14 protein-coding genes are annotated in these 17,606 nt (G+C 37.7%); 2 read left to right on the plus strand and 12 right to left on the minus strand.

Annotated features, from left to right (window positions below; all coding sequences use genetic code 11):
• Window positions 1-431: 431 nt before the first annotated feature.
• On the plus strand, window positions 432-1,907 hold the full coding sequence (gene zwf, locus QRY57_RS25310) for a glucose-6-phosphate dehydrogenase (protein ID WP_286017936.1): 1,476 nt from the start codon (window positions 432-434) through the stop codon (window positions 1,905-1,907).
• A gap of 16 nt (window positions 1,908-1,923) precedes the next feature.
• Window positions 1,924-2,535: a cyclase family protein gene (locus QRY57_RS25315; protein ID WP_026594051.1), complete on the plus strand. Its 612-nt coding sequence runs from the start codon at window positions 1,924-1,926 to the stop codon at window positions 2,533-2,535.
• A 206-nt stretch (window positions 2,536-2,741) separates the two neighbouring features.
• On the opposite strand, the gene gnd is transcribed toward QRY57_RS25315, so the two are convergent.
• The 12 genes from gnd to QRY57_RS25375 all read right to left on the minus strand — a co-directional run bounded on the left by gnd (window position 2,742) and on the right by QRY57_RS25375 (window position 17,576).
• Entirely contained in the window at window positions 2,742-4,151 is a 1,410-nt protein-coding gene (gene gnd / locus QRY57_RS25320; protein WP_286016408.1) for an NADP-dependent phosphogluconate dehydrogenase, read from the minus strand.
• Window positions 4,152-4,551: 400 nt separating this feature from the next.
• A complete protein-coding gene (locus tag QRY57_RS25325) occupies window positions 4,552-5,754 on the minus strand; it encodes a PDZ domain-containing protein (RefSeq protein ID WP_286016409.1) in 1,203 nt (400 codons plus the stop codon).
• Between the two features lie 95 nt (window positions 5,755-5,849).
• The gene (locus QRY57_RS25330) at window positions 5,850-7,286 is read right to left on the minus strand and encodes a S41 family peptidase (RefSeq protein WP_090693790.1); all 1,437 of its coding nucleotides are present in this window, start codon (window positions 7,284-7,286) and stop codon (window positions 5,850-5,852) included.
• 118 nt (window positions 7,287-7,404) lie between these two features.
• On the minus strand, window positions 7,405-8,298 hold the full coding sequence (gene ftsX / locus QRY57_RS25335) for a permease-like cell division protein FtsX (RefSeq protein ID WP_026594046.1): 894 nt from the start codon (window positions 8,296-8,298) through the stop codon (window positions 7,405-7,407).
• Complete coding sequence (gene ftsE / locus QRY57_RS25340; RefSeq protein WP_286016410.1) at window positions 8,288-8,974, minus strand: cell division ATP-binding protein FtsE; 687 nt, start codon at window positions 8,972-8,974, stop codon at window positions 8,288-8,290. The genes ftsX and ftsE overlap by 11 nt, the downstream gene beginning before the upstream one ends.
• Before the next feature lie 388 nt (window positions 8,975-9,362).
• The gene (cccB, locus tag QRY57_RS25345) at window positions 9,363-9,686 is read right to left on the minus strand and encodes a cytochrome c551 (RefSeq protein ID WP_026594044.1); all 324 of its coding nucleotides are present in this window, start codon (window positions 9,684-9,686) and stop codon (window positions 9,363-9,365) included.
• Window positions 9,687-10,137: 451 nt separating this feature from the next.
• Window positions 10,138-11,239 (minus strand): peptide chain release factor 2 gene (gene prfB, locus QRY57_RS25350; protein WP_286016411.1). Its coding sequence is split into 2 segments (ribosomal slippage): window positions 10,138-11,166 and window positions 11,168-11,239, totalling 1,101 coding nucleotides; the frame shifts between segments, so codons are not numbered across the junction.
• Between the two features lie 173 nt (window positions 11,240-11,412).
• Window positions 11,413-13,923 carry a preprotein translocase subunit SecA gene (secA, locus tag QRY57_RS25355; RefSeq protein WP_286016412.1) on the minus strand — a complete coding sequence of 837 codons (2,511 nt, stop codon included), beginning with the start codon at window positions 13,921-13,923 and terminating at the stop codon, window positions 11,413-11,415.
• Between the two features lie 342 nt (window positions 13,924-14,265).
• Window positions 14,266-14,808, minus strand: a complete 543-nt coding sequence (gene hpf, locus QRY57_RS25360) for a ribosome hibernation-promoting factor, HPF/YfiA family (RefSeq protein ID WP_026594041.1) — start codon at window positions 14,806-14,808, stop codon at window positions 14,266-14,268.
• A gap of 393 nt (window positions 14,809-15,201) precedes the next feature.
• Window positions 15,202-15,399: a cold shock protein CspC gene (gene cspC, locus QRY57_RS25365; protein WP_026594040.1), complete on the minus strand. Its 198-nt coding sequence runs from the start codon at window positions 15,397-15,399 to the stop codon at window positions 15,202-15,204.
• A gap of 126 nt (window positions 15,400-15,525) precedes the next feature.
• The gene (locus QRY57_RS25370; RefSeq protein ID WP_090693807.1) at window positions 15,526-16,230 is read right to left on the minus strand and encodes a ComF family protein; all 705 of its coding nucleotides are present in this window, start codon (window positions 16,228-16,230) and stop codon (window positions 15,526-15,528) included.
• Window positions 16,230-17,576: an ATP-dependent helicase ComFA gene (locus QRY57_RS25375; protein WP_286016413.1), complete on the minus strand. Its 1,347-nt coding sequence runs from the start codon at window positions 17,574-17,576 to the stop codon at window positions 16,230-16,232. The genes QRY57_RS25370 and QRY57_RS25375 overlap by 1 nt, the downstream gene beginning before the upstream one ends.
• Window positions 17,577-17,606 lie beyond the last annotated feature (30 nt).

The following is a 17,606-nucleotide window of genomic DNA, read 5'->3' on the forward strand; positions in this document are numbered from 1 at the left end:
AAAAATCCCTCCGTTACATGGCTTTATTCTATATTTCTCCATATCATAGCACAATGTATTTCGTTGTACCAGAAATCTATCGGCTCTCCTAATTTTCCCAACTTTTCCGTCTTAATTCCTACAATTGCAGGTTTTTATCCCGCTATTCATGGGCAGTACGATTCCCACTGACGGAAGTTTCACTTTATTTCTTTCTCATTACGCCAACTTCAAAATAACTACACTACATTGTATTAATGATTTCATGCTCTTCTTTTGATTTTCTATAATCTTCACCTTAAAATAATTTAAAAGATTTATTCTTACTTTCTTACACATACTTAAAAGTAGGAGACTTCTTTCGAATTATGTTAAAATCTTCTGTGATAGTATTTATACATTGATAAAGGTGAGGGTACCCAGTGAACAAGAATGACAATACACACTGCACGATGGTTATATTTGGAGCAACAGGCGATTTAGCAAAGAGAAAATTATTCCCTTCTATATATAGCCTATATAAAAAAGGACATCTCTCTAAAAATTTCGCTGTTGTTGGTGTGGCGAGACGTGAATGGAGCAATGATGTATTTCGTGAAAATGTATTTTCCTCTATTCAAGAATCAAAAATTAAACCAGGAGATGATTTAGAAGAATTTTTAACTCATTTCCACTACTTAGCGTTTGATGTTACGAATACTGCTTCATACCAAGATTTAAACACGTTACTTATTAACCTAGAAGAACAATTCAATATTCCAGGAAACAGAATGTTTTATATGGCGATGGCTCCTGAATTTTTCGGAACAATCGCTTCTTACTTGAAATCAGAAGGTGTGACAAACTCAAACGGTTGGAATCGATTGATTATTGAAAAGCCTTTTGGAAATGACTTTTCATCTGCACAAATATTAAACGACAAACTTCGTCAAGCATTTACGGAAGACGAGATTTATCGTATTGACCATTATCTAGGAAAAGAAATGGTTCAAAATATTGGTGTCATTCGTTTTGCAAATGCAATATTTGAATCACTATGGAACAATAAGTACATCTCTAATATTCAAGTTACATCCAGTGAATCTTTAGGTGTAGAGGACCGCGGAGGTTATTATGACCATTCTGGTGCTTTAAGAGATATGGTACAAAACCATATGTTACAAATGGTTGCGTTACTGGCGATGGAACCACCAATTCGCTTAACAACAGAAGAAATCCGAAGCGAAAAAATTAAAGTATTGCGTGCACTTCGACCGATAACAGTAGAAGAAGTTGATCAATATTTTGTAAGAAGTCAGTATGGACCAGGAACAATCAATGGAAAAGAAGTTCCTGGGTACAGAAGCGAAAGTAAAGTGGATCCAAACTCAAGAACAGAAACATTTGTAGCAGGTAAATTATTAATAGATAATTTCCGCTGGGCAGGTGTGCCGTTCTACATTCGTACAGGGAAACGCATGCAAGAAAAATCAACAAAAATTGTCATTCAGTTTAAAGAATTGCCAATGAACTTATATTCTAAATCAGAAAACAACGTTCAGCCAAACCTGCTTATTATTCATATTCAGCCGGATGAAGGGATTTCTCTTGTTTTAAATGGTAAAAAAATTGGTACTTCTGAAAGAACAACACCATTTAAGCTTGATTACTGCAATGACTGCGTAGACGGAGTAAATACACCGGAAGCTTACGAGAAACTTCTATATGATGCAATTCAAGGCGATTCAACAAACTTCACTCACTGGGATGAAGTAGCATTGTCATGGAAATTTGTTGATGTTATTTCTAAAGCATGGCAACAGGATGTATCAACAGATTTACTTACTTACGAATCAGGCTCAATGGGACCACAAGCTTCTGATGATTTACTTGCGGAAAATAGCTTCCAATGGTGGCCTATTTCAGATGATAGTGACTACTCAATCTAATCAAAGGGGAATTCTTATGAAAAAAGTATATGATATTACAGTACCTATTTACGAAGGAATGCCTGTATATAAAAATAAACCAGAGAAACAGCCTCAACTTTCCAAAGTTACAAACGGTCATGTAACAGAATCCACATTAAAAATGGATGCTCATACAGGAACGCATATTGATGCGCCTTTGCACATGATAAATGACGGAGATACGTTTGAAACACTTGATATTGAAAAATTAGTAGGCGAAGCAAAGGTTTTTGACTTAACTCATGTTGATAGTGGCATTACTGCTGAAGACCTGAAAGACTTCGATATTCAAAAAGGGGATTTCGTTTTATTTAAAACAAAGAACTCCTTTGATGAAGGATTTAACTTCGAATTTATTTATTTAGCTGAAAGCGGCGCGAAACTGCTTGCTGAAAAAGGGATTCGCGGTGTGGGCATTGATGCATTAGGTGTTGAACGTGCCCAAGAAGGTCACCCAACCCATAAAACACTATTTGCACACGATATTATTGTAATCGAAGGATTAACATTTAAAGAAGTAGAAGCGGGAACATACTTTATGGTTGCAGCTCCATTAAAACTAATGGGTACAGATGCATCACCAGCGCGTGTGCTATTATTCCAATAAAAAATGGACCAAGATATCAATCTTGGTCCATTTTTTTACCGCTATTCGCGGGCAGTAATACTCCCACCTCAAAATTCAGCAAAAGCATTGTCCAGCTCTAGCAGCTATAATGTTCGGTGGCTTCGCTTCTTCCTGCGAGGTAAAAACACCTCTACGTCAGAAGCTCCATCCCCCTCACATTCTGGACGAGCCACTTCCACTTTATTTTATATCCATTTTGTATGGAATGTACCTTCTTTATCTACTCGTTTATACGTATGTGCTCCAAAATAATCGCGCTGCGCTTGTAACAAGTTTGCAGGTAGTGTTGCAGTACGATAGCTGTCATAATACGAAATTGCCGCTGAAAATGCAGGAACTGGAATACCTTGTTGTACAGCCACTGCGATAATTTTACGTAATCCGCCTTGGTATGACTCCACAATTTCTTTAAAGTATGGGTCAAGTAAAAGGTTTGGTAAGTCAGCGTTTGCCTCATAAGCCTCTTTAATGTTTTGTAAAAAGGCTGCACGAATAATACATCCGCCTCTCCAAAGCATAGAAATGCTGCCAAAATCAAGGTTCCAATCATATTCCTCAGAAGCTGCCTTCAATTGCGTGAATCCTTGTGCATAAGAACAAATTTTACTCATATATAAAGCTTGGCGCACTGCTTCAATTAATTCGGCTTTTTCAATTCCAAGTGCTGCTTTATCTTTAGGTCCAGATAAAACTTTGCTTGCGTTCACACGCTCTTCTTTTAAAGCAGAAATACAACGCGCAAATACAGATTCCGTGATAATAGGGAGAGATATACCTAAATCAAGTGCGCTTTGGCTTGTCCATTTCCCTGTACCCTTTTGTCCCGCAGTATCAAGAATAACATCCACTAATGGCTTGCCCGTTTCTTCATCTTTCTTCTTGAAGATGTCTGCTGTAATCTCGATTAGATAGCTGTTCAGTTCGCCCTTATTCCATTCAGCAAATATTTCATGAAACTCTTCTGCAGTCAAATCCAGTGTTTGTTTCAAGAAGAAATATGCTTCACAAATTAATTGCATATCTCCATACTCAATACCGTTATGAACCATCTTTACATAGTGGCCTGCCCCATTAGGTCCGATATAAGAACAACAAGGCTCGTCATTCACTTTTGCAGAGATATTTTCAAGCATATCCTTCACTTTTTCGTATGCATCCTTCTGTCCGCCCGGCATAATAGACGGTCCCTTCAATGCACCCTCTTCTCCGCCTGACACACCTGCTCCGATGAAATTGATTCCTTCTTCGGCAAGACGTTTGTTTCGGCGAACTGTATCGACAAAGTATGTATTACCGCCATCAATTAAAATATCACCTTTATCAAGGTGAGGAAGTAGAGAATCAATCGCCTTATCTGTAATTTCCCCTGCATTAACCATTAGTAAAATCTTTCTAGGTGATTCAAGTGAGTTAACAAACTCTTCAACCATATGAGTACCAACCATGTTTTTACCACGGTTCTCCTCAATGATTTCATTTACTTTTTCCTTTGAAATATCATATAGGGCAACAGAATACCCTTTACTCTCAAAGTTAAGTGCGAGGCTTTTTCCCATAACACCCACACCAACAACTCCAATTTGTTGCTTTCGCATATTTCATCGTTCCTTTCTATGCATGTTACTCTGTCTATATTATAGTATATATACCTAAAGTAACACTTTAATCAAATAATCCATCTTATTTATTTCAATATACTCCGCCAAGATACGTGCAAAAGGTCATAGGGACATGGCACATCGCCATCAAGTTAAAAAATAATTTTAATCATTTTCCATACCTCACTTATATCATGAGGATTGCTTATAAAAATATACAAAAACCCCCAATCATGGACTTTTTAAGTGTCCATGATTGGGGATACAGTTCAAAGCTAGATTTCATTCAGTTTGTATTTTCTGGTTTACTAATTATAGAAAAACGTGCTAATCACAATCACGAAATAGTTCCAATTAATTTTGAAACAATTCTATCTTATTATGAAAAATCATAGAATTATACAGCTTCCGTATCCCACTTATGATCTTGCTCTACAAACACAATGCCTAATTCATGATGTCCACCTGCATATAGCGCTGTTTGAGCAAGGCGAAGCTCACCTTTTGTATCAAGTACTTCTAACTTACAAAATGCCCCTGTCGTCTTGGACTGTAGCGCATCATAAAACTCCTCTGTACTTTTAGGAATCACGCCGTTTACTTTCGTAATAACCTCTCCTGGTTTCAGATTCAATTCTGCACCGACTGTATTCGGGATCGTGCCTAACACTACTAATCCATCATCGCGCGCTGCAAAATATGCTGGACGCGTTTCATCAGCAATTCGTTCTCTCATTGCAATTGTGAATCGTCCAAGCATTGCCGCTCCCATTGCAACAATCGCTACAACTGGCCACCAATAGCTCACAACACCTAAAATAAGAACAACAGTCGCTAATCCAAATATACGTCTTCCTGTAAATAATAACGCTTCCTTTGGTTCCTCACTTCTAATTGTTCGCATAAAGCCAATTAAAAATGGTACAAGGAATAAGGAATACGTTTGTGAGCCAACAGAAACAACTGGCCACCACGAAACAAATTGTGTAACAGCATCTCCCGGCACGAGAATAAAAATCGGAACAAGCCATAAACGCTTTGATTCATGCAGTCCAATATTTAAACCGCGCTTTCCTTTACGCATTTTTGGCGTTGAGTATCGCACTGCATTTTTTGAAATTAATAACCCTTCTACTACTAGCATCAAGCCAAGTAAAATGGCAAGTGATGCGATTGTACTCTTTTCTCCTTCCCCAAGCTGTAAGAAAGAGATTGGCAGCTTAGAAGACAATATAGCTGCTACAATCGCCGCGCCAAATGTGTAAGCAGCAGATAAATATCTATACTGAGCAGCTAATCCAAATACGAGTGTCCAAATTAAAATCATCCATATACTCGCCTCTGATAATACCACCCCTGCTCCAATTGTAATGGCAGATACAAGCAGTCCGTATCCAACTCCTGCAAACCAAGATGTTCGCAGTTCAAACCAAATATCATATACTTTAAAAGAAAAATCTTTTCTCTCTCGTAATACGCGTAAATATCCAACAAACACACTACTTATTAAAAATACATAAACAGCAGGGTGTAAGAAAAAACGCCCAACTGCTCGCATTATTTCAAAAAACCACGCCTCCACGAACTGTTTCACCACCATTTATATAATCATTTCTTTTTATCTTATCACAACTAATCAAACGTTTGTTTAACACGCACAAAAAAATACAGGCAATAACATGCCTGCATTTCTTCTTATTTCGCCATTAATTTTAATGCTGCCTGTAATTGCAGATCATTTTCACCAGAGCGAATCTTTTCAATGATTTTATTTTGTAGCGCTTCAGCTGTCTTTTTATCAAGCTGACCTGTCGCTTCCATTTCATTTGCATTTTGGAAGGCTTTTAGCGCTGATTCCGTTTCCTTACTGAAATAACCATCTTCACGTCCAGGTACATATCCTAAGCTCTTCAACATCTCTTGTGCATGTTTCACTTGGACATCATTTGAGTTATACGAAAGTGTTTTCTCAATTTGAATTGGCGTTGCATGATAATAATCTGGCTGTTTCACTTCCACTGTTGGGGCAATTCCTTTTTTATGAATCCAATTGCCGTCTGGTGTAAGCCATTTAAACATTGTCAATTTAATATTGCTGCCATCTTTAAATGGAACAGCTTGCTGAACAGTGCCTTTTCCAAATGTTTTTTCACCAACTAAATCATATCCTTCGCCCTCTTGTAATGCACCTGCTAAAATTTCTGAAGCCGATGCACTTCCTTTATCAATTAATACTGAAATCGGGTATGGCTTTCTCTCTTTTAATGAAGTTGAGAATTTCTTTTTCTCACCATCTCGTTGTTCAACTTGCATCATTGGCTTTTTGTCTGTCATGATTAATCCTAAAATATCTTGTACACTATTTAAGTAACCTCCAGGATTGCCACGCACATCAATGATAAGGCCTTTTATCTCTTTCTTTTCAAGCTCTTTTAATTGATCTTTAAATTCTTTTGCTGTATTTTCAGAGAAAGATGTAATTTGGATATAACCAATATTTTTCCCCTTCTCTTCTTTTACAGAACTAAACACAGTGAAAATTGGGATTTTTTCACGTTTAATTTTAAATTCTAATGGATCTGCCACTCCTGGGCGTTTTATCTCAAGTGTAACGTCCGTTCCTTTCTTACCACGAATTTTCAAGACTGCTTCTTCACGTGATAAATCTTTTACACTGTTTCCATCTACCGATAAAATTTGATCGTTCGGTTTAATGCCTGCTTTTTCTGCTGGTGAACCTTTAATTGGAGATACAATAATAAGCTTGCCCTCCGTTTTGTTCACCTCAGCACCAATACCTTCGAGCTCAGGATCAAGTGATTGCTCAAATTGCTTCGCCGTTTCTTTATCCATATACGTGGAATAAGGGTCCTTCAGCGTAGACAACATTCCTTGTATTGCACCCTCAACTAATTTTTCATCCTTCACGTCTTCCACATAACGTGAATCAATCAGTGCATACGCCTCATTAATTTTTGCCAAATTCCCTTGCTTTGTGCTAGCACTATCGTTTGTTATTGTTTGCGCCACATATGCTGGATTAACCCCAAACATATACATACCCGCAAACATTCCGCCAGCACCAATTAAAAATGCAACAACCATTCCAATAATCGCAACTCTACGTTTCAATGCGGAATTCCCCTTTCCAAAGCACACAGGTGGTGTAGCAAAAGGCATCACACATTGTGTGATGCCTTTACCTATTTCTACTATATGATAAGCTTGTACGAATTATGTTTGCAACTTTTTACACTTTTAAGAAGCGACGAATTGACATTACACTTCCCCACATACCGATTAATGCACCGATTAACACTAATAAACCGGAAAGTTGGAATACAAACGGACTATATGGAAGCAGCTCGAAAATCGTGCCGCCAAGCTTCTCGTTAAACACGCCTTGCAGCGAGTTATAAATAGATAAAATCACGACAATTGGAAGGATTGAACCTAGTACCCCTAAGAATAAACCTTCTAATAAGAACGGCCAACGGATAAACCAGTTTGTCGCACCTACAAGTTTCATAATTTCAATCTCTGTGCTTCGTGCATAAATTGTAATTTTGATTGTATTAGAGATTAAGAACATTGCTGTGAATAACAGACCAGCAATTAACAGAATCCCAATATTACGACCTGTTTTTACAGTATCAAATAATTTTTCAACTTGGCCTTTACCATATTGAACTGTACTTACAAACTGCATTTTTTCAATTTTTTTCGCGATTGTAGCTGTATCTGTTGGTTCTTTCGCTTTTACAACAAATACGTTTTTAAGTGGATTATCTTGCTCAAATAGTTCAAACGTTTTTCCACTGTCACCTAAGCTTTTAATCAAACGTTTTAATTCTTCTTCTTTAGAAGAATATTTAACAGAATCTACTTTTGCAATTTTATTAATATCTTCTTCCAATTTCTTTTGATCAGCTTCTTTTGCTGCTGGATCAATGTGTACACGAATCTCTACATCTTGCTCCACTTTCGTTGCAAAGTGGTTCATATTCATAATCGCTGTTAAAAAGACACCTACAAGTAATAGTGTAACTGTTACTGCACTTACAGAAGCAAACGTCATCCATCCGTTACGGGATAGATTTTTTACACCTTCTCGCAAATGTCGACTAAGGGTTTTATTCTTCATACCCGTATCCTCCCTCAATCTCATCTCGAACAATTTTTCCGCCTTCAATCGCAATTACGCGATGACGAATTGTATTTACGATATCTGCGTTATGCGTTGCCATAACAATTGTTGTACCGCGCTCATTAATGCGTTTAAAGATACTCATAATATCAAGCGCTGTATCAATATCTAAGTTTCCTGTCGGTTCATCGGCAATTACAACTTTTGGCTTATTTACAATTGCTCTTGCAATCGCCACACGCTGTTGTTCTCCACCAGACAGCTCATTTGGAAGTGCATCCGCACGACCTTCAAGACCTACAAGACCCAATACTTCGGTAACACGCTCACGAATTGCTTCAGGTTCTTCTTCAATTACTTCTAAGGCAAACGCTACATTCTCATATACCGTTAATTTAGGTAGCAATTTAAAGTCTTGGAAAATTACGCCTAGCTGACGACGAAAATACGGTACATCTCGCTCTGCTAACGATTCAATTACAAGGCCATTCACATTGATAGATCCTGTTGTTGGTTTTTCTTCACGATACATCATCTTAATAAATGTAGATTTCCCGGCTCCACTCGGTCCAACTACGTATACAAATTCACCCTGCTTAATGTTAACTGTGAGTCCATTGATGGCTTTCATACCATTTGGATACTCCTTATAAACACTCGTCATTCTTATCATTATTTATCACCCAATACTTAATGATTTTTTTTCGACATACTTTTTCTGTCTATCTGAACATGAAAGCAACAGCTTTCACTCTTACTCACATTCTGTTGTACTACAAATCTTATAGAAGTATTTCTGTTGTTTCAAAATAACAGCGACAGCATTTACAGTCTATCACTGCTGCTTATGTACATGTTTCAGCAAAATTCTACAAACTACATTGTAACATCATTCAGTTTCCAATTCGGATACAATTTTGTTACAGTTGTGTTACATCACAAAAGAAATACGAAAAAGGCCATTATCTTGGCCTCTTCCGCTTTTCTTTTGTTTAGCTCTAGCAGCTAGAATAGTCGGCAACCTCGCTTCTTCCTATTCTGAACAAACCGCCTGCGCTTTTTTATTTATGTTCTGCTAACCATTCTGATACTTTTTTTGCATCCTCACCTTGAATAAGTCCCGGTGACATTGCCCCGCGCCCTTTTTGGATAATATTTTCAATCTCCGCCGCGTCGTATTTACCGCCTACTTTTCGTAAATCGGGCCCAGTTGCACCAGATAAATCGTTAGCATGACACCCTGCACAACTTTTTTTGAAAATTTGCTCTGCACTATCTGTACTTGCAGATTGATTAGAAGACTTGTTTTCCTCTTTCTTTCCGCATGCTCCCACAGTAAGAGCTAATGATGTTCCTAATGCAATAGCCAACAATTTCTTTTTCATTTATATCGCTCCCCATTGTTGATATCCTTCTTATTACTGATATAGCCATACTTTCATATAGCTCTCACTTGCCATTATAATAATTATCCCTTTATAGAAAAACCATCCTTCGTAGGATATTTTTTACAAATAGATTAAGAACCCTATTCATATAAAGCTTTCACCAATTGTTTCAATTCTGTGAACAAATGTAAATTACTATAAAGATACTGTTTTTACAAAGCAGAAAAGAAAAAACCCTATCTATTTTCCTTATCATGTATAGCTCGATTCTTATATTTTCTACTTTTTACAAAACAATATACGGCCTTGTATTATAAAATTAAGCCCATTAAAAAGAGAAGTTGTCACTCAACTTCTCTTCCTCCTTCTCTTATCAATACAGACAAGATATACCTCTTTATACCCTCTATTCCCTCACCGATAGGCCAACATTCCGTTGGCTTTTTTCTTAAGAAATACGAGAGCGTAAATACGCATCAATAAATGGATCAATTTCTCCATCCATAACCGCTTGTACATTACCAACTTCCGTATTTGTACGATGGTCTTTCACTAGAGAGTATGGGTGGAATACGTAAGAACGAATTTGACTACCCCAACCAATATCTTTTTGTTCACCACGGATTTCATTCAACTCTGCTTGCTGCTCTTCTAATTTCTTTTGATATAATTTTGCCTTTAACATTTTCATCGCATGTTCACGGTTTTTAATTTGTGAACGCTCTGATTGACATGTTACAACCGTATTCGTTGGAGTATGTGTAATACGAACTGCAGAATCTGTCGTATTAACGTGCTGTCCACCCGCACCACTTGCACGGTACGTATCTATTTTTAAATCTTCCGTACGCACTTCAATCTCAATATCATCATTAAATTCAGGTACAACTTCACAAGATACGAACGATGTATGACGACGACCTGAAGAATCGAACGGTGAAATCCGCACAAGACGATGTACACCTTTCTCCGCTTTCAAATAGCCATATGCATTATGACCTTTAATTAATAATGTTACGCTTTTAATTCCCGCTTCATCCCCTGGTAAATAATCAACTGTATCTACTTTAAATCCGCGCTTTTCAGCCCAGCGTGTATACATACGTAATAGCATAGAACCCCAGTCTTGTGATTCTGTTCCACCAGCACCTGGATGTAGCTCTAAAATCGCATTATTTTTATCATAAGGATCGCTTAGTAATAGCTGAAGCTCGTACTCATTCATTTCTTGAACTAAAGATTTCACTTCAGATTCTAATTCTTCATGTAAATCCTTATCATATTCTTCTTTTAAAAGTTCATGTGTCACTTCTAAATTTTCAAATGTTTCATCTAACTGACGAAACTTCCCAACCATTTCTTTTAACGCATTCGCTTCATTAATTACTACTTGTGCACCTTGTTGGTCATCCCAAAAGCCTGCACCCATCATTGTTTCTTCTAATTCTGCAATGCGATTTTCTTTTGTAGGAAGGTCAAAGAGACCCCCTAAAAGCCGCTAATCTCTTAGCCATTTTCTCTAATTCTTGCCTAATTTCTACTAGTTCCATGCTCTTCACCTCTATGTAATTGCTTTCGCTTTTATATAAAACAAGGGAAACTCCCTCCGCTTGTACAGAGAGAGTTTGTCCCTTTTTATTATATGGATATTCTTAAAACTTTTCCATTTGGAAAATAAAATTTCATGGAAGATCGATTTTAAACGAGCCGACTTCGCTTTTCTTTATTTCCCAATTCCACAGCAGTTTTTATATTTTTTGCCGCTACCACATTTGCATAGATCGTTACGTCCGACTTGGTCACCTTTTACAACCGGCTTCTTTTTCACTTCTTCACCGTCATCTTTTGGGTGAATCGCTTCGCCTTGTGCTACTTCTTGGCGCTCTAAATTTTGTTCGATTTCTGCTTTCATGATGTAACGAGAAATTTCTTCCTCAATGGAAGCAATCATTGATTCAAACATTGCGAACCCTTCCATTTGGTATTCACGAAGTGGGTCAATTTGACCGTAAGCACGTAAATGAATACCTTCACGAAGATGATCCATCGCATCGATATGATCCATCCATTTCGTATCTACAACGCGGAATACAACAACCTTTTCAAATTCACGCATTTGTTCTTCTGGTAGAAGTTTTTCTTTTTCATCATAACGCGCAATTAACTTCGTAATGATCGGTTCACTCATTTCCTCTGGCGCAAGACGACGTAATTCTTCTTCTTTAATATCACCTTCCTCAAGAAGGTTTGTATTTAAGTAGTCAATCAGACCTTTAATGTTCCAATCCTCTTCAATTTCATCTTGCGTATGAAGGGCGATAGCACGTTCTACAGTAGATTTCATCATACCTTCGATAATGCCTCTTAAGTTTTCAGATTCCATTACTTCTTGACGTTGTTTATAAATAACTTCACGTTGTTGGCGAAGTACATCGTCATATTGCAGCAGTTGTTTACGTGCATCGTAGTTGTTTCCTTCTACGCGTTTTTGCGCAGATTCTACCGCACGAGATACCATTTTACTTTCAATTGGCTGTGAATCATCCATACCAAGACGATCCATCATTGCTTTCATATTATCAGAGCCAAAGCGGCGCATTAGTTCATCTTCCATTGATAAGTAGAACTGCGTCACACCAGGGTCCCCTTGACGACCAGCACGACCACGTAACTGATTGTCAATACGACGGCTTTCATGACGTTCTGTACCGATAACCGCTAGGCCTCCAGCTTCTTTTACACCTTCGCCTAACTTAATGTCTGTACCACGGCCAGCCATGTTTGTCGCAATCGTTACAGAACCTTTAAATCCTGCTTCTGTAATAATATCAGCTTCACGCGCATGATTTTTCGCATTCAAGACATTATGACGTACACCTTTACGTGTTAACATATTTGAAATAAGTTCAGATGTTTCAATTGCAACTGTACCAACAAGAACTGGTTGACCTTGTTTATGGCGTTTTACAATATCCTCAACAACTGCATTGAACTTACCTTCCATCGTTTTAAAAATTAAATCCGCACGGTCATCACGAACAATCGGTCTGTTTGTTGGGATTACGATAACATTCATATTATAAATGTTACGGAATTCCTCTTCTTCCGTTTTCGCTGTACCAGTCATACCTGATAGCTTTTCGTACATACGGAAGTAGTTTTGGAACGTAATTGTCGCTAACGTCATACTTTCATTTTGAATGTCAACGCCTTCTTTTGCTTCAATCGCTTGGTGCAAGCCCTCACTATAGCGACGACCTTTCATAAGACGACCAGTGAATTGATCAACAATTACAATTTCACCTTCTTGTACAACATAATCTGTATCGCGGTGCATAACAACGTGTGCACGAAGCGCTTGATTAATATGATGAAGAAGTGCAACATGTTTTAAATCGAATAAGTTTTCAATATGGAAAGATTTCTCTGCCCTCGTAATCCCGTCTTCTGTCAACATGACATTTTTCGTTTTCACGTCAAAGGAGTAATCTTTTTCGTTTTCTAACGTACGAATAAAGGCATTTGCAAAAATATATAGTTCTGTTGATTTTTGTGCTTGTCCAGAAATGATAAGAGGCGTACGCGCTTCATCCACTAAGATGGAATCGACCTCATCAATAATCGCGAAATGAAGCGGACGCTGAACACACTGTTCTTTATACAGCACCATATTATCGCGTAAATAGTCAAAACCAAGCTCGTTATTTGTACTATATGTGATATCAGCAGCGTAAGCAGCTTGCTTTTCCTCACGTGACATACTATTTAAGTTAATTCCTACTGTTAAACCTAGGAACTCATGAAGTTGTCCCATTTCATTCGCGTCACGCTGTGCTAAGTATTCATTGACTGTAACAACATGAACACCTTTACCTGTTAAAGCATTCAGATAAACTGGTAAAGTAGAAGTTAATGTTTTACCTTCCCCTGTTTTCATCTCAGAAATATTTCCTTCATGTAAGGCAATACCACCCATTAATTGGACAGGATAAGGGCGCATACCAAGAACACGTGTCGCCGCTTCACGAACAACCGCAAACGCTTCTGGTAATAAATCGTCTACTGTCTCACCTTTCGTAAGGCGTTCTTTAAATTCAATTGTTTTCCCTTTTAACTGCTCATCCGTTAATGGTTTAATAGATGATTCTAAACCTTCTATTTGATCCACAATTTTCTGCATACGTTTAATTTGGCGCTGGTTTACATCAAACACCTTTTTTAAAATACCGATCATAGGAAATACGCTCCTCTTTTATTAAAATAAAACTTCCGATCGTGCTCTATATTTCTGCTCACGAATCAGTCGTTATAAAGATCTAATTTATTCACTGCCAATTTCTCTCCTAATAAAAAAACAAATGTATAAACCTAATGATAATTGTAACACTTGTTTTATAACTATGACAACAACTGGCCAAGCGCATGGCCTAAATTAGCTGAAACTTTAATCAATAAAGGGGGGTATAGAACGTTTCGATTCCTAGGATAGCTCTTTCCCACAATAACAGAGTAAAGAATGAAAGACTTTCGTATCAAATAAAAAAACGTAGCCTTTTACAGCTACGTTTTCTATTTATTATTTTGTTTCAATTACTCCATATTTTCCATCTTTACGGCCATATACAACATTTGTTTCATTTGTATCGGCATTTGTGAAGACGAAGAAGTTATGCCCTAACATATCCATTTGTAAAATAGCTTCTTCTACGTCCATTGGTTTTAAATCAAATCGTTTTGTACGTACAAGTTCTAATTCATCCTCTTGCACTTCTTCTTGAGTAGCCGCTGGCTCTGTAAGAATAAATGCAGATTTAACAGAACCCTTTTCACGTAATTTACGATTTACTTTTGTTTTATGTTTACGAATTTGTCGCTCAATTTTATCAACTACTAAATCAATTGCAGCGTACATATCGCTATGAGTTTCTTCAGCTCGAAGTAATAAATCTGTGAATGGGATTGTTACCTCGACACGTTGTTTCTCAGAGTATACTTTTAAATTAACTCTAATCTCTGGGAATGCATCAAAATAACGTTCTAATTTGCTAAGTTTTTTCTCTACATATTCCTTTAATGCTGGAGTTACTTCAATATTTTCACCACGAATGTTGAATTTCATAGATGAATTCCTCCTTTCAAGCCTATGTATATAATTTCGACACCGGCTTAAAAACTCCTTCTAACTTTTTAAAAAAGTTAGCGAAATTGCAATTTATTATCGTTTTTTGTTGAAAAGAAAAGATGCATCGTTTCTATTTACATTTTACCCTATTTGCATCGTAAATAACGAATATAAGTATGGACAATTCGTTACAGAAAAGAAACAACTTTTTGACAACTTTCGTAGCCCCCTGCCACGCAACAAAAAAAAAAACAGAAAGAGACTCTATAGGTGAAAGCCTCCTTCTGTTCTTCATAGCCGCAATTTATATGTTGAAAGTTCAAATTCACTCTATATAAACCGTTTCCACAACCGCAGCTCTATGTTTCTCACAAAACTCTTCGTTCAACATTATAATTTCACAACATTCGCTGCCTGTGGTCCACGCGCACCATCTACAATATCAAATTCTACCTTTTGCCCCTCTTCTAACGATTTATACCCATCTTGTTGAATTGCAGAAAAATGAACAAAAACATCATCACCTTCTTCACGCTCAATAAATCCAAATCCTTTTTCTGCATTAAACCATTTTACTCTTCCTTGCATGTTCGTTCCATTCCCTTCACTCTAAAAATAAGGGCGTTTGCCCCACAATTTGACTATAACGACTGACAAGATATCAAGTCAAAGAAGTCTTGTCGTCTTTTTATTGTATCTTTCGACACTCTCATCTTACCCACGACAAAGAGTAAGACTGGAAACAGTTTGAGCACCCGCCTCATACAAACACTCTGCAACTTGTCTAATCGTAATCCCTGTCGTATATACATCATCGATGAGCAAAAGATGCTGTCCAGTGAATCTTTCTTCTTTTCGAAAGTAAAAAGGATTGGTTCCCCTAAGTCTCTCGATACGTCTTTTTTTACTTTGCTTTTCCGTATTTTTTCTACTTAAAGATGTTTGTAGAACGAGAAGTGGCAAACAAGATGCCAACAATTCTGCTTGATTAAAACCGCGCTCATATTCCCTCTCCTTGCTAAGCGGAATGGGAATAATCGCATGACAATCTGAAAAGTATTTGCGAAATGCAGCTACAAATTTCGCATGAAAAATTTGTACAAGTTCAGCATCCCCGCGAAATTTAAACCGAGCTAATACTTCCTTCATCCAATCATTATATACATATACAGATCGATTTTTTATAGGTGAAAACCTGTCTTCTTCCTTCCACCTTACACAATCTCTGCAACAGTTACCCTCTCTATACTCCAGCGCCAGAAACTCAAAAGGTCTGCCGCAGTCATCACAAATTTCTCCTATAATATAGGAAAGTTTTCGTTCACATCTCTCACACATACATCTTCTATCAGACTGAATAAAAAAAGAATACCAGCCCATACTCTCAGAAATAGAATCATCACAAAGTAGACAATGCATTAATCAATCAACCCTTCTCGCTTTGCTCTTTTATTCATAGATTGAATATGTCTTCTCGCTCGTATCATTGCTTCTGTTTTACCACAATGAAAATAAAAGATATCACCATCTGGCCTACGATGACTTCTACCGGCCCTACCAGCAATTTGTACAAGTGCACTTTCCGAGAAAATAGGTTCTTCCGCTCCTAACACCGCTACTTGCAAATTCTCTATCGTCACGCCGCGCTCCAAAATCGTTGTCGTTACTAATAGTGGAATATTTCTTTTTCGAAACGCTGTCACCTTTTCTTTTCGATTTGGATCCTCCGCATGAACGCCTTCAATTCGATTATCTAGTGTTTTTAACAATATACTTACTTCATCAATATAACGTACGTGGGGAACAAATAGAAAAATAGGAGATTGCTTGAGGAGGTGATACTTTAACCATTCAAAAACAACAAATGGGATTTCTTTTCGATTTAGTGCCTTTTTCCAATTGCCACACCACCTGAATCTTGGGACTGGCAAAGGATGTCGATGATAACGTCCTGGAATAATCACACCTTTTTGTTTCCCACTCCATAACTTACGTTTCCATGTTTCTGACGGGGTCGCCGTTAAATAAATTTTTGCTGCCCTATCTTTACTTGCTCGCTCCACCGCATAATGAAGCATCTTGTCCACTGCATATGGAAAGGCATCAATTTCATCGACAATCATAACATCGAAGGCCTTGTAATACCGAAGTAACTGATGTGTTGTAGAAACGAGAAGTCTCGCTTCCTTTTCACGATCCAAACTACCACCATATAGTGCAGCAATCGGTACATCTGGAAAAACAGTTTGTAAACGAGGAGCCAGCTCTAACACAACATCGGTCCGCGGCGTTGCAATACAAACCCGCTTTCCTTTTTGTAGTGCCTCTTCTATACCATAAAAAAGCATCTCCGTCTTACCAGCTCCGCATACTGCCCATATAAAAAAAGATTCTTTTTGGCGTACTGCTTCTGTTACTCCGTTAGCTGCTCTTTCCTGTCCAGGTGATAATTGCCCCTCCCATCGTAAAGAATTCGGCAAAACTTCCCATTCTACATCCCGTATACCTCTAACGAGCACTGTACATTCTCCCACTCGTCCCATCGTAATGCACTTTCGGCAATACGTGCACATTTGATTGCATCGCTTACATAAAAACGAAGCGAATAACCGCCCTTCCATATTTCCACAGCGCTGGCATACATAGCGTAAAGATTTCTTTATGACACCTCTTTCCAAAGAAATATCCCCTTGTCTTTCCAAATGATCTAATTCATCCTTTGAAAATGAAAGTTCTTCTAACAGCACTTGTCTTCCTGCTAGCATAGTAAAGCACCCCTGACTTTACTATAACCC

Source organism: Bacillus arachidis, assembly GCF_030285945.1.
In the GTDB taxonomy this organism is placed as follows: Bacteria; Bacillota; Bacilli; order Bacillales; family Bacillaceae_G; genus Bacillus_A; species Bacillus_A arachidis.

What these genes read in the sequence shown, in the direction of transcription:
- zwf (WP_286017936.1), top strand. Translation starts at nt 432, where the DNA reads ATGGTTATATTTGGAGCAACAGGCGATTTAGCAAAGAGAAAATTATTC.
- QRY57_RS25315 (WP_026594051.1), top strand. Translation starts at nt 1,924, where the DNA reads ATGAAAAAAGTATATGATATTACAGTACCTATTTACGAAGGAATGCCT.
- gnd (WP_286016408.1), bottom strand. Translation starts at nt 4,151, where the DNA reads ATGCGAAAGCAACAAATTGGAGTTGTTGGTGTGGGTGTTATGGGAAAA.
- QRY57_RS25325 (WP_286016409.1), bottom strand. Translation starts at nt 5,754, where the DNA reads ATGGTGGTGAAACAGTTCGTGGAGGCGTGGTTTTTTGAAATAATGCGA.
- ftsX (WP_026594046.1), bottom strand. Translation starts at nt 8,298, where the DNA reads ATGAAGAATAAAACCCTTAGTCGACATTTGCGAGAAGGTGTAAAAAAT.
- ftsE (WP_286016410.1), bottom strand. Translation starts at nt 8,974, where the DNA reads ATGATAAGAATGACGAGTGTTTATAAGGAGTATCCAAATGGTATGAAA.
- cccB (WP_026594044.1), bottom strand. Translation starts at nt 9,686, where the DNA reads ATGAAAAAGAAATTGTTGGCTATTGCATTAGGAACATCATTAGCTCTT.
- secA (WP_286016412.1), bottom strand. Translation starts at nt 13,923, where the DNA reads ATGATCGGTATTTTAAAAAAGGTGTTTGATGTAAACCAGCGCCAAATT.
- hpf (WP_026594041.1), bottom strand. Translation starts at nt 14,808, where the DNA reads ATGAAATTCAACATTCGTGGTGAAAATATTGAAGTAACTCCAGCATTA.
- cspC (WP_026594040.1), bottom strand. Translation starts at nt 15,399, where the DNA reads ATGCAAGGAAGAGTAAAATGGTTTAATGCAGAAAAAGGATTTGGATTT.
- QRY57_RS25370 (WP_090693807.1), bottom strand. Translation starts at nt 16,230, where the DNA reads ATGCATTGTCTACTTTGTGATGATTCTATTTCTGAGAGTATGGGCTGG.
- QRY57_RS25375 (WP_286016413.1), bottom strand. Translation starts at nt 17,576, where the DNA reads ATGCTAGCAGGAAGACAAGTGCTGTTAGAAGAACTTTCATTTTCAAAG.